Annotated in this window: 11 protein-coding genes; 5 read left to right on the top strand and 6 right to left on the bottom strand. The window is 52.1% G+C overall.

Features of this window, described 5'->3' with window-relative positions:
• Positions 1–48: 48 nt before the first annotated feature.
• Complete coding sequence (locus tag E4L36_RS15235) at positions 49–366, bottom strand: SCP2 sterol-binding domain-containing protein (protein ID WP_127694786.1); 318 nt, start codon at positions 364–366, stop codon at positions 49–51.
• 69 nt (positions 367–435) lie between these two features.
• Positions 436–2,220: an acyl-CoA dehydrogenase C-terminal domain-containing protein gene (locus tag E4L36_RS15230; RefSeq protein ID WP_127694785.1), complete on the bottom strand. Its 1,785-nt coding sequence runs from the start codon at positions 2,218–2,220 to the stop codon at positions 436–438.
• A 265-nt stretch (positions 2,221–2,485) separates the two neighbouring features.
• Between E4L36_RS15230 and E4L36_RS15225 the strand changes: the two genes are divergently transcribed.
• Positions 2,486–3,784 (top strand): glycosyltransferase, encoded by a 1,299-nt coding sequence (locus tag E4L36_RS15225; protein WP_136681317.1) that lies wholly within the window; start codon positions 2,486–2,488, stop codon positions 3,782–3,784.
• Here the strand turns inward: E4L36_RS15225 and E4L36_RS15220 are convergent, their stop codons facing one another.
• Positions 3,785–4,360: a glutathione S-transferase family protein gene (locus E4L36_RS15220; RefSeq protein ID WP_136681316.1), complete on the bottom strand. Its 576-nt coding sequence runs from the start codon at positions 4,358–4,360 to the stop codon at positions 3,785–3,787. It abuts the gene before it with no gap.
• Between the two features lie 138 nt (positions 4,361–4,498).
• Between E4L36_RS15220 and E4L36_RS15215 the strand changes: the two genes are divergently transcribed.
• The 3 genes from E4L36_RS15215 to E4L36_RS15205 are packed head-to-tail and all read left to right on the top strand — an operon-like array spanning position 4,499 to position 7,288.
• Positions 4,499–5,431 (top strand): ATP/GTP-binding protein, encoded by a 933-nt coding sequence (locus tag E4L36_RS15215; protein WP_169051560.1) that lies wholly within the window; start codon positions 4,499–4,501, stop codon positions 5,429–5,431.
• A gap of 4 nt (positions 5,432–5,435) precedes the next feature.
• Positions 5,436–6,107, top strand: a complete 672-nt coding sequence (locus E4L36_RS15210) for a hypothetical protein (RefSeq protein ID WP_136681314.1) — start codon at positions 5,436–5,438, stop codon at positions 6,105–6,107.
• Entirely contained in the window at positions 6,104–7,288 is a 1,185-nt protein-coding gene (locus tag E4L36_RS15205) for a HAMP domain-containing protein (RefSeq protein ID WP_136681313.1), read from the top strand. Before E4L36_RS15210 ends, E4L36_RS15205 begins: the two co-directional genes overlap by 4 nt.
• On the opposite strand, the gene E4L36_RS15200 is transcribed toward E4L36_RS15205, so the two are convergent.
• The 3 genes from E4L36_RS15200 to E4L36_RS15190 are packed head-to-tail and all read right to left on the bottom strand — an operon-like array spanning position 7,285 to position 11,586.
• Positions 7,285–8,130, bottom strand: coding sequence for a universal stress protein (locus tag E4L36_RS15200; RefSeq protein WP_136681312.1), 846 nt, complete (start codon positions 8,128–8,130; stop codon positions 7,285–7,287). The genes E4L36_RS15205 and E4L36_RS15200 overlap by 4 nt on opposite strands.
• Positions 8,131–8,132: 2 nt before the next feature.
• On the bottom strand, positions 8,133–10,493 hold the full coding sequence (locus E4L36_RS15195; protein ID WP_136681311.1) for an MMPL family transporter: 2,361 nt from the start codon (positions 10,491–10,493) through the stop codon (positions 8,133–8,135).
• Complete coding sequence (locus tag E4L36_RS15190) at positions 10,480–11,586, bottom strand: YCF48-related protein (RefSeq protein WP_206064598.1); 1,107 nt, start codon at positions 11,584–11,586, stop codon at positions 10,480–10,482. The genes E4L36_RS15195 and E4L36_RS15190 overlap by 14 nt, the downstream gene beginning before the upstream one ends.
• 442 nt (positions 11,587–12,028) lie before the next feature.
• Between E4L36_RS15190 and E4L36_RS15185 the strand changes: the two genes are divergently transcribed.
• Positions 12,029–13,141, top strand: coding sequence for a branched-chain amino acid ABC transporter substrate-binding protein (locus tag E4L36_RS15185; protein WP_127694776.1), 1,113 nt, complete (start codon positions 12,029–12,031; stop codon positions 13,139–13,141).
• The last annotated feature ends 9 nt before the right edge of the window (positions 13,142–13,150 follow it).

Below are 13,150 nucleotides of genomic sequence, written 5' to 3'. Positions count from 1 at the left end.
CAGCTAAGTCCTGTACTACGCTCGGTATTAGCGTGTGCGACCTTTAACTTAAGCCACCGGGAAAACCGATGCTAAGCGAGTCGCCAACATAATATCGCCGTCCGCTTTGATGCGTCCCATCATAAAGGCCTGCATACCATCGGTTTCACCAGACATCACTTCAGCGAGCGTGTCAGCATCCATGTGTAGTGTGACGCTTGGGTCGTCATGCTCACCCTGCGCAACATTACATTCACCATCAGCCACTGCCACATAGTAGGGCTCGCCATCAGTGATCTGATACTGAAAAACCGCATCCAAACCTGCCGCGGCGCCGCTATCAAAGTTGTTTTGCATCTGTGTGAAAAGAGCATTTAGGTCAGACATGTTATATCTCCATCAATATCGTTAAACGCGGGTACTCCGCTATTGGAGTACCCAGACACTACGTTTTAATTAAAAGGCAAAGTCATCTGGCGCTAACGCCATCAACGGATCAATATCAGCTTTGACAATTTCGGCGTGGCTGCGCGTACGTGGCAGTATCCGCTTGTAATAGAAGTCAGCGGTTGTGATTTTGGCGTTGTAGAAGCCCGCCTCAGAGCTGCCATCGGCAAGCGCTTGGTGTGCCACCAGCGCCATCTGCGCCCAGAAGTACGCCAACACCACATAGCCCGAGTACATCAGGTAGTCGACAGCTGCTGCCCCGACCTCTTCGCGATCTTTCATCGCTTTCATGCCAACCTGCATGGTTAACTCGCCCCACTCTTTATTGAGTGCTGCAAGCTCTTTCACAAGATGGCCAATATGCTCGTCATCCGCATGGGCTTGGCAGAACTTATGCACGATTTTCGTGAAGTTTTTCAGCGACTCGCCCTGCGTCATCAGAACTTTACGCCCCAAGAGATCCAATGCTTGGATCTGTGTCGTGCCCTCATAAAGCATCGCGATTCGTGCATCACGTACGTTTTGCTCCATGCCCCACTCGCTAATAAAGCCGTGGCCACCGTAAACCTGCAACGCATGGTTCGCGGACTCAAAACCTACCTCGGTGAGAAACGCTTTCGCAATCGGCGTTAAGAACGCCAATAGCGCATCTGCATCGGCTTTCTCTTGGGCTTCGGCTTGCTTGGTTTTATCCACCAACAGCGCGGAGTAATAGATCATCGCGCGGCCACCTTCAGCAAACGCCTTTTGCGTCATCAGCATATTGCGCACAGCAGGGTGAACAATAATTGGATCAGCGGGGCCATCGGTGTTTTTCGCGCCACTCAACGAGCGCATCTGTAAGCGATCTTTCGCGTAGACCAACGAGTTCTGGAAACCCCACTCAGTGTGTGCAAGTCCCTGAATCGCAGTGCCTAAACGTGCGGTGTTCATAAAGGTGAACATGCAGTTCAACCCTTTGTTCGGCGGCCCGATCAAAAAGCCCGTCGCGTTATCAAAGTTCATAACACAGGTCGCGTTGCCGTGTATGCCCATCTTGTGCTCGATCGAGCCACAGGTAACGCCGTTACGCTCACCACTCTCTGGCATAAACTTCGGTACGATAAATAGCGAAATACCTTTCGTACCTTCTGGTGCATCAGGAAGACGAGCCAGCACAATATGGACAATGTTCTCAGCCATATCATGCTCACCTGCCGAGATAAAAATCTTCGTGCCCGATAAGCTGTAGCTGCCATCAGCATTGGGCTCAGCTTTCGTGCGCAACATCCCAAGGTCAGTGCCGCAGTGTGGTTCTGTTAAGCACATCGTGCCGGTCCACTCGCCACTCACCAATTTCGTCAGGTAAGTTTCTTTCTGCTCAGGGCTACCATGCTCAGTTAAAGTGTTCATCGCACCATGACTCAAGCCGGGGTACATACTCCAAGACCAGTTGGCGGTACCCACCATCTCATTGAGAATCGTGCCGATCGACTCAGGCAAGCCTTGACCACCATGCTCAGGATCGTGCGCCAATGATGGCCAGCCGCCCTCCACATATTGTTGGTACGCTTCTTTGAAGCCTTCAGGGGTGGTTACTTCACCCTCATTAAACTGGCAACCTTGTTGGTCGCCGATCTGGTTTAGAGGGGCTAATACGCGCTCAGAAAACTTGGCACCCTCTTCAAGAATGGCATTCACCATATCGGGGGTCGCCTCTTCACAGCCAGGGAGCGAGGCATAGTGTTCCTCAGCCGCTAGCACTTCGTTGAGCACGAACTGCATATCACGCAAGGGGGCTTTATACTCAGGCATGGCGCTTCTCCGCTTGTTATTATCTACGTTGGGTCCATTAAGTTGATGGACATAAGCATCGCCGAACTGTTCCTGCTGACCAATAACAAAAGATGCCAATATCACTAGCATTATCTGTCAAACTGCCAAAAATAGGCGCAATAACAACAATTAACCAATTTCGTTCAATAACAATTTACTTCATAACCATTTTCAAAACTGTTCATCACCGCCCATGCGTCACGCTATGAATCGCGCTAAAATAGCCACTCACTACGGAGACGTTATGCACCATCTTGTTGTTATTGGCTATGTTTGGCCTGAACCCAACTCCTCAGCAGCTGGGTACCATATGCTATCTCTTATTCGGGCGTTTCAAGACTGGGGCTGGCAGGTCACCTTCGCAAGCCCTGCGGCGGCGGGCGAGCACCGTTTCGCACTGACAGAGATTGGCGTTGCTGAAGTGAGTATCGCGTTAAACTGCAGCAGCTTCGATAGCTGGATCAAAGAGCAGGCGCCTGATGCTGTGCTCTTTGATCGCTTTATGATGGAGGAGCAATTTGGCTGGCGTGTTGCGAAAAACTGCCCGCAGGCGCTACAGATCCTCGATTTAGAAGACCTCCACAGCTTGCGTGACGCGCGCCAGCAAATACTCAAGCAGCAGCTGCGTGATGGGCCAGTTGCGTTTCCCATGCTGATGGATCAAGCTCAGCTTTATCCACAGATGGCCAGCAGCGATATGGCAAAGCGTGAGATTGCCGCCATCCACCGCGCTGACCTAAGCCTCGTGATTTCACACGCAGAGCTGCAGTTGCTCACCCGTGAGTTTCATGTTCCACCGCAGCAACTGCTGCACTGCCCTTTTATTCAGCCGCCAGCGCTGGCTGATACACCCAGCTTTGCAAACCGCCAGCACTTCGTTTCTATTGGCAACTTTCGCCATGCCCCCAACTGGGACGCAGTACGCTGGCTAAAAGAGTCGATTTGGCCACAGATACGGCAGCAACTGCCGCAAGCACAGCTGCATGTTTATGGTGCGTATCCACCCAAAAAAGCCACGCAGCTTCATAACGAACGTGACGGCTTCTTGGTGAAAGGCTGGGTTGAAGATGCCCACCAAGCGATTGCCGCAAGCCGTGTGTTGCTGGCGCCATTGCGCTTTGGAGCAGGCATAAAAGGCAAACTGCTTGATGCGATGCGCACCGGAACCCCCTCAGTAACGACCCCGATAGGTGCCGAAGGGATGCTAACAAGCGCCGACTGGCCCGGCGAGGTGTGCGATACCGCCAGCCATTTTGCGGATGCAGCGGTTACGCTGTACAAGGATGCAGACCGCTGGCAGCAAGCCCAGCAAACAGGATGGAGTGCTCTAGAAAAACACTTTGATGCTGCACTCATCCGCTCACAGCTGTACGCGCGTATTGTAGCGCTAATCCAGCCTGATCAGCTTGCGCAACACCGCGCCCAAAATTTTACCGGCCAGATGCTGCAACACCATCAACACCGCAGTACCCAGTTTATGTCGCAATGGATTGAGGTGAAGCAGCAACTGAGCGATCTAAAAGCAGACACTCAAACGGATTAACTACGCCTGCCGAGGATCTGTCGCCACTGCGATCTCGCGTGACTGATGCTGATCACGAAACGCGTGCAGCGCCGGGTAATCTGCCAACACAAACAGATTACGAAAATCACACCAATCCAATAAGCAGTAGAGGCAGATAGCCAGATAATCCCACTGAGCAAACTGCCCCTCTTGTACCGCGGTTTCCAGTAGCGGCAACACCTGCTGTAGGCGCTCATCCTGCAAGCGCGTTACCAGCGTTTCATCGGTTGTCTCGATCCCTGAACGCATCACCATCATTTTGATAACAAACGCATCGTTGGCTGCATCAATCAGCGTCATGGTGTTTTCTTGCTCCCAACTCAAAGCCGGTAGTGCCAGCTTGTCGGTCAGATAACGATAGATCACACGAGAATCAAACAGCGTCTGCTCACCATCCACCAGCACAGGGATCTTCATGGCAGGGGTGAACTTCTCCAGCGCGACGCGCCCCTCTGGAGAGTAGATATCTAACGCGGTAAACGTATAGTCGCGCCCCTCCAACAACATACGGGTACGGCGAACATAAGGTGATGGGATAGAACCTACTAACTGCATTGGAATCTTCTCCTGATACATAACAATAGGAACACAGTGCAGCTTACGGATGTGTCATATATCCGTCACATTAATATGCTGCAATGCGCCTCCTCTGAAAACAATCACCTTACCTTAGTTTGCGACGGATTGGACTCTATGGGCGACCATAAACTGATTTTTGTCGGTCCAGTGGGCGCAGGGAAAACCACGGCGATCGCAACATTAAGCGATCACGACATCATCTCTACCGACGCAAAAGCGACTGACATCACAGGCCAGCGAAAAGCAACCACCACCGTGGCGCTGGACTACGGTAGCCTGAAAGCAGGCTCCCAAAAGATCAAACTCTACGGCGCACCTGGGCAGATCCGTTTCAGTTTCATGTGGGATGTGCTCGCCAACGAGTTAGCTGCCGATACGGCTGCGGTGATATTGATGCTGGATAACACCCGCAACGCACCACAACGGGATCTCGCTTTCTACGTTAAGGAATTTAAAACGCTTATCGAGGACTCGCAGCTTATCGTTGCGATTACCCACACAGACGAAAAGCCAACACCCACCCTAGCCCACTACCGCACTTGGCTTGAAAAACTGGGCGTTAGCGCATCGGTGCTCTTTGCCGATGCCCGCGATCACGAGCAGCTACTGCAGTTATTGCACAAAGCACTACCCGAAGTCGTCGCCGCTCCAAATATGCCAGTGATTCCCACGAATCATGATGCAACGCAGTCAGCGCCAGCGCCTTATCAAGAGAGTATTAAAATGAAAGACACTATTCTCAACGACGTGATGAAAATACGTGGCGTGACGGGCGCCATCTTGGCAAATCCAATGGGTGATATTCTCAATAGCAGCAATGAGGACCCGGCCCTTGAGGAGTATCTGGGCTATATCGCGGGCATGATCCCCGCGTTTCAAAGTGCCTCATCCTTCGATACCGCACGCAGTATCCACCTCAAGAGTCAGCAAGGCGAAAGCCTAACAGTGTTCATCGAACAAGAGCAGATTCTTGGCGTGCTATCGGCACAGCGTGCCTCACTGCGCTCTGTCAAACAGCAGGTCGAAGACCTATTACAGTGGAGTTGATCCGGTGAAACTACTAGAAGAGTTCCAGTTACTAGGCGGCGTACGCCACGTTTGTCTTGCTGAGCAAGGGGAAGTAGCACTCTCGACATTTCCAAGCCTACTCAACGAGAGTTTAGCGGGAGCAGCCCGCGTGATGAACATGATGCTATCCAGCACGCCTGATAAGCACAGCGGTTTCTCAGAGGTGCATATCGAGATGGATGACTCCCAACTGATGGCTATCACCCTAGATGACACACACCAACTGATACTGATGACAGATCGTGAGATCAACTACGCCCTTGTTGGCACGGCAGTACGTGCCGCCAAACCGCGTTTACGGCAACTGGCGCAAACCGCCACCACAGGACAACCGCAAGTAGCCCCAGTAGATGCGCCAAAAGAGCCACCAAAGCTCACCGAGATCGCACAACCCAGCGCAGCTCATGCAGAACCACAACAACGCTTCAACCAGCATATCAGCGCCCTTGAGCCCCTGCTTGCTGAGTTTGTGGGCCCAGCAGCCAAAGTGCTGTTGCAACGCGTACGCAGCAGTTGGCCACAGGGGGAGAGCAATCTCAGTGTGCGAGACCTCCCCGCTTTTTGCCAACAACTCGCTAAATACCTAGATACCGACGAGCAGCAGAGCCAGTTTCTGCGTAAAGCTCGCACCTCCCTACAAGGAAACGTGTCATGAAATCGATTCGTCACCGCCTAGAGCGAGCGTTAATGATCGCCGCGCTCGTACCTGTACTGTTAATTGCGATCTACGTTTATTTTGCCACGCAAAATACCCTCAAAGATTCTGGCGTACGCAACATCGAGCAGCAGGTCGCACTGCTTGCCAGTAGTGTGCAGGCGACGCTCAAGCATGTTCCGGGCGATCTTTTTTATCTGCGTGACTCCAACTCTTTTCACCATTATGGCCGCGCATTGGTGATCAATGATGCCGCTACGCTGGAGAAATTAGGCCGTAATATCGCGCGCGACTTTCTCAGCATCGCAAAGAACCGCCGCATCTATAACCAACTACGCTTTATCGACGCGAACGGCCAAGAGCGGATCCGCGTGGAGCATGATGAGTCAGCAGGAACAAGCCGCATACTGCAGCCAGAGCAACTACGCGATAAAAAAGACAGCCCCTACTTTATCGCGGCCACTGAGCTTAGTTTAGGGGAGTTCTCAATATCAGAGATCAACCTCAACCGCGAAGATGGCCGGCTAGAGGAACCTGCAAAACCAACCATCCGTTACGCTACACCGGTGTTTGCGGTAGGTGACCGCTTGGTGGGCGTGCTTATCCTGAATGTGGATGCGAATGCGTTTCTACAACCGATCAGTACCACCAGCGAACCGGATGGCCTAACCTTCGCACTCGTTAATGACGCGGGGTTCCTGCTGAGCAGCCCGCGCAAAGAGCTGAACTGGGGTGGGCCAGATGACTTTGCTCACGGCTTTAATGTGCAAGACTTACTGCCAACCTTACCACCAGCCAACACGCTTTCCGAGCAAGGGTCTATTGAAACCGGCGAGCAGCTGGTTAGCTACCAAACCATCAGAACGGCAATTAGCGGCCAGCCTATTGGCCAGCTGATCGGCTTCGCACCCAAGTCGTTTATCCTGCAGTTGCTGGACTCGTTCTTAATTGTGTTTGTGCTGTTTGTTGCGTTGGCCTTAGTGATCGCGGCGATCATTGCTCGCCTGACCTCTCGCACCTTAACAGCGCCACTGATCAACCTGACTGAAGCGGCTGAAAAGCTCAGCAAAGGTGAGATCGATACCCCTATCAACGTCACCAGTGACGACGAGATCGGCTCACTTGCTGCAGCATTTGAGCGGCTGCGCAGCTCCATTAAACTGCTGATGAAACTAGGCTAGGCGTCTTGGTTTATTAAGGCGGCAATGCCTTGCGTATGGGCCGCCTTAATAACCAGCACGTCGCAACTCAAACGATCCAAAATACGCTCGGCGGTGTTGCCCAGCAAAGCACCGGCGATGCCCTCTCGGCCATGGGTGCCAATCACCACTAACTTGGCCTGCTCTTGCTGAGCCGCTGCGGGTATCCAGTACTCGGGAGGGCCTTCACCAATCAGTGGCGCGGTACTAGAAAGCGATAACTTTGCCAACGTCGTGCTGATCATTTGCTCCGCGTTTGCACCTAGCGTTGTCGCGCTCTGGCTTTGGGCATCAGAGGAGAGCATAGGCGGCGGGTAAGCACCCACAACACGGCAGTGCGCCTGTGCTTGATGTGCAATAAAACTACCTAAGCGCAACACATCGTGGCTTAAGTGATCGTCTGCAAGCTGCGCAGTCGGATCTACGGCAGCCAAGATAGTCCCCTGCTGCCAACTCATGTCGTGCTTTACCAAAAGCACAGGACAAGGCATCCGTCTAAGGAGCTGCCAATCGAGCGGCGTCCAAAAGTCCCGGTGGCTCTCATCGCAGCCTTTGATAATCAGCATCTGCTGTCGAGTTTGCCAGCACGCCTCTATCTCATCGAGTAATTTAGAGGCGTTACTGTAGTGCTGCTCCACCGCAATACCCGAGACAATAATTTTGGCCACGATCTGCATGATTGGCCGATCCGGTAAGACGCTCTCGCGCCACATAAGATCTAATGATGCGCCGGTTTTCTGCGCGATCAGCAAACTGCGCTGTAACGCCGTTTCAGCTAACGGCGAGCTATCAAGCACCACCAAAATACGCGAGTTAACTGCCATGATTATGAATCTCCCTCTGGACGGCGCTCACGGCGCAACAGGCAAGTCAAAGCGGGAAGCAAGATCAACGCACCCAGCATGTTCCAAAGGAACATAAAGGTCAGCAAAATGCCCATATCGGCTTGGAACTTAATCGGCGAAAACACCCACAACACCACACCTATCGCTAGCGTCAGCCCCGTAAATGCCACAGAGGAGCCGGTGGTTTTCAGCGTTTCAAGGTACGCATCGGGTAGCGAGCGCCCCTCAAGCAAAAAGGTGTTCAAGCGCGAATAGATATAGATCCCGTAATCCACACCAATTCCCACACCTAAGGCAATTACCGGTAGCGTGGCCACCTTCACCCCGATACCCATCGCCGCCATCAATGCCTGACATAAAATAGAGGTCAACATCAACGGCGCGATAATACAAACCACCGTGCGCACCGAGCGGAACGTCAGCAAGCACAGTAAGCTCACAACGCCATACACCCAAGCCAGCATCTCGTATTGAGCACGGCTGATCACTTCATTCGTGGCCGCTTCAAAACCGCTGTTACCCGCAGCCATCTCAAAGGAGATGTCCGAGCTGTTGTGCTGCTGCGCAAACCGCTCTACCGATTCAGAAACGCGGGAGAGCGTTTGCGCTTTATGGTCATCTAAGAAGATGATCACCGGCAGTAGCGAGCAATCACCATTCATAAAGCCTGCTGGTACATAGGAGAGCGAGGCGTTGATCACAAACTGATTCCGGCTCACGCTACGCCATTTCAAGCTCCCCTCGTTTAAGCCTGCGGTCACCCGCTTGGAGACATCAGCCAACGACACACTGCTTTGCACCCCTTCAACCTGCGCCATGTAGCGCTGGAAATAATCCACACGGCTCAGCGTTGCGAAGCTAGAGCACTGCTCAGCGGGCGTGGACACCATCACCACGAAGATATCGCTAGAGGTTGCATAGTTTTCAGTGACGAACAGGTTATCAAGGTTGTAACGTGCATCTGCCCGCAGCTCTGGCGCGCCTTTATCAAGATCACCTATCTGTAAGTTTTGGCTCCCCCAAAGCCCCACTACCAACACTACCAGCGCGGTAGCGGTGGCAACTGCGGCCCCTTTGGGGGTTGCGAAAACAGACAGATGACGCCAATGCTGCCCGGCATTCGTGCGGCGTGCAGCTTGGCGAATCGCACGCTGACCCACGCCGGTATAAGACATCAACAGGGGCAGTAACAGCAGGTTGGTAATGATAATCACCGCAACGCCAACGGAGGCTGCAACGGCCAGATCCTGTATGACCTGAATCTCGATAACTGACAGGGTCACAAAGCCCAAACCGTCAGACAGTAGCGCCGTCAAACCAGGGATATAGATGGCTCGAAACGCCCGCCGAGAAGCCAGCCATGCATCCGCCCCAGCCACTTGCTCCAGACGAATGGTATTAACCACCTGTACCGCGTGGCTAACGCCAATCGCGAAGATCAAAAACGGTACCAGCATGGAGTATGGATCCAGACCATAACCAAACCAGCGCAGCAGCCCCAACTGCCAAACCACAGCCACCAATGAGCAGATAATCGGAATCAAAGAGCCGGCGAAGCTACCGCTATAGATAAATAGCAGCGCGAGCGTGATCACAATGGCGATGGCAAAGAAGACCGCCACCGACTGCGCACCTTCGATCAGGTCGCCAACGATTTTGGCAAAGCCAACAATGCGAATCTGAATATCATCATTTTGGTATTTGTCGCGAATCAGCGCTTCGAGCTTCTGTGAAAAAGCTTGGTAGTTCAGTTTCTCGCCCGTTTCTGGGTCACGATCAAAAAGGGGGACTTGGACAATGGCCGATTTAAAGTCGTTAGCAACCAGCAGTCCGACCTGCCCTGAGCGCAGAATATTTTGTCTGACTTTCTCTAACGACTGCGGTGAGCCATCATAGTCGGGCGGAATGATCGGGCCGCCGACGAAGCCCTCCTCCGTCACTTCTGTCCAGCGCACATTAGGGGTCCAGATCGACTTAAGTGCCGAGCGATCAACCCCTTTGATAAAGAACGCCTCATCGGTCACCTGCTGCAGCACTTGCTGGAAAGGCGCCGAGAAGATATCACCCGTACGGCTCTGCACCACAATTTTTACGCTGTTGCCTAAGCCAGAGAGGTCATCGCGGTGGCGCAGATAGTTCTGCACATAGGGATGGTTGGTTGGGATCATCTTTACAAAGCTGGCATCAGGGCGAATTTGAATCGCTTGATATCCCAACGCAAGAGTGATCACCAAGAATAACAGCAAGAAGGTGATGCGGCGGTGGAACAGCACCCGCTCAATCAGTTGCTCAGAGCGTTTAATCGGCCCTAAAAGCGTCTGTTCAACATTATTCTGCGCCATGGCTATCGTCTCCCTGCATCAGCCGAACTACGCCCGTTTCACCCACCAGCACCCAGAACGGCTCCACAGCGGCTGCTTGGCTGATAGATGCTCGGCTCGATAAACGTTGGCTCGCCAGCGCATCAGGCGCATTACCGGTTGCCACAAAACCACCGCTACCGGCAAATAGCAGCGTGGTATCTGCAATCGTAGCGGCCGTTAAAGAGGCCGTTGTTTCCAGTAATACTTGCTGCCACTGCTCGCCAAAGTCATCGCTATAGAACAGATGTCCCCGCAGGCCCATCACATAGACCCGCTCAAGATCGGCTTGCTCGTATGCTTGCAACTTGAAGAATGAGCCCTCATAAGGCGAGGCGAGCGCCTCCCAATGCTGACCTTGGTCTAGCGAGCGGAATAGTACACCCGCTTCACCAGCGATGAATAAACGACCAGCGATCTGCGCCATGGAATTTAGGTGAAAGCGATCAATATTCGGCACAACATGTGACTCAACCTGCCAACTATCGCCACCATCGCTAGTACGTAGTAACAGCCCATAAGCGCCGAGAATAAACCCGTGTTGCGCGTCCGAGAAAAAAACATCGAGCAGCGGGTAGGTTGCGCCCTCTTCCTGTGCAAACAAGGCATCATCAAGCATGACCGCAAAATCATCGGCGCTCACCTCAGGTGTACGAGGATCCGTGCCCGCTGCGTTTAAATGCTCATAGCGCGCCACTTGCCATTGATTAACGACGTTGCCATCAGCAACGCGCTGCCACGTCTCGCCGCGATCGCTTGAGCGTAAAATTGCGCCATCGTGACCCACTGCCCAGCCATTGTTGCTATCTGCAAACGCCACCGCCGTTAGCAATACGCTCACCGGCACATCTGCCTGTTGCCATTGTTCACCCTGATCATCTGACCAGATAATGGTGCCCTGCTCACCCACCGCCACCAGCCGTGAGCCCACACGGGTAATATCTAGCAATAAAGAGCGTTCGGGGTGGATGGCAATCTGCGCGGGTTGTTCAAGCCGGTCTGACGCCACGGTTATCGAAGAGAGGGGTAAAACTAGCAACAAGAGCAGTAGCCAATACAATGGATACCCTTGCATTCTGAGGCAGTTTTTCGAGAGCATTGAGCCACCGGTTTATTATGATTATTGTTTGATCGACTGTTGTCAGGCGGTGTAACGGTCGCATCAACTAAAAAGATTTTAACTGGGGATTCAAGTTACAATTATTGCGACCTTAGTATGAACGCAATTGCGACCTAAACTTAAACTAAAGCGACGCGAGAATCGCTCATATCACACCGAAACATGCCGTAGCTCAAAGGATCTTTTTTCTCGCCGCGCCCCACAATAGCAGAACTTACCAATTTGGGTGACATTATCGATCATATTCGCTGATTTCTCTCATCACAGCACTCTTGTTTCCTATAGTAAACATTGATTTTTTTTTGACTTTATAGTTAATTCACCCTGTCAACAAAAAATATAACTATGTGTCCCGGAATCGAAAACCGATCAGAGGCACGGAGAGGGTATACTTCCGATGAAAAAATTCACGCGCACACTGCTGTCTGTTGGTCTTGCAGCTAGTCTCTACGGGGCTTCAGCTCAAGCTGATACGATTAAAATCGCGTTGGCAGGCCCAGCAACAGGCCCTGTTGCTCAGTATGGCGACATGCAGAAAATTGGTGTCATGGCTGCTATCGAAGATATCAACAATGCAGGTGGTATCAACGGCGATAAGCTGGAAGGCGTAATTTACGACGACGCTTGCGATCCAAAACAAGCGGTAGCGGTTGCTAACAAAATCGTTAACGATGACATCCAATTGGTTGTTGGTCACCTTTGCTCCTCCTCAACAGAGCCTGCTTCTGACATCTACGAAGAGGAAGGTATTCTGATGATCACAGCAGCATCCACCTCTCCAAGCATCACGGAAAAAGGCCATCAAATGGTATTCCGTACGATCGGTCTGGATAGCTTGCAGGGCACATTGGCAGCTGAGCACATCTTGAACAACGTTAAGCCAAAAACGATTGCTGTTATCCACGACAAGCAGCAGTACGGTGAAGGCCTAGCAACAACGGTTAAGTCTGCGCTGGAAAAAGGCGGCTTGAACATTACGATGTTTGAAGGTGTAACAGCCGGTGATAAAGACTTCTCTGCTCTAATCGCGAAACTGAAAAAAGAAGGCGTTGACTTCGTATACTACGGTGGCTACCACCCAGAACTTGGTCTTATCTTGCGTCAATCAAAAGAGAAAGGCTTCAACGCTCAATTCATGGGCCCAGAAGGTATCGTAAACAGCGACCTTGCGAAGATTGCTGGCGAAGCATCTGAAGGCGTTCTGGCAACAGCTCCTAAGAGCTTTGACCAAAACCCAGTTAACCAAGCGCGTGTTGAAGCGATCAAAGCGAAAGGTGAAGATCCAACAGGTCCATTCGTATTCACAGCTTATGCTGCTGTTGAGCTGATGAAAAATGCGATTGAGAAAACAGGTGGCACTGATCCAGAAAAAATGGCTGAGCACCTTCGCTCTAACCCACTGGATACAGCGATCGGCAAAATCGCTTACGATGCTAAAGGCGACCTAACTGAGTCTACTTTCCAGGTTTACCAGCTGCACAAAGATGGCTCTAAAACTGCAGTAAAGTAAGTCTTCACT

Origin of the sequence: Neptunomonas sp. XY-337, from assembly GCF_004959845.1 — a bacterium.
GTDB lineage: Bacteria > Pseudomonadota > Gammaproteobacteria > Pseudomonadales > Balneatricaceae > Neptunomonas > Neptunomonas marina.
This window is presented reverse-complemented; position numbering and strand designations above follow the sequence as displayed.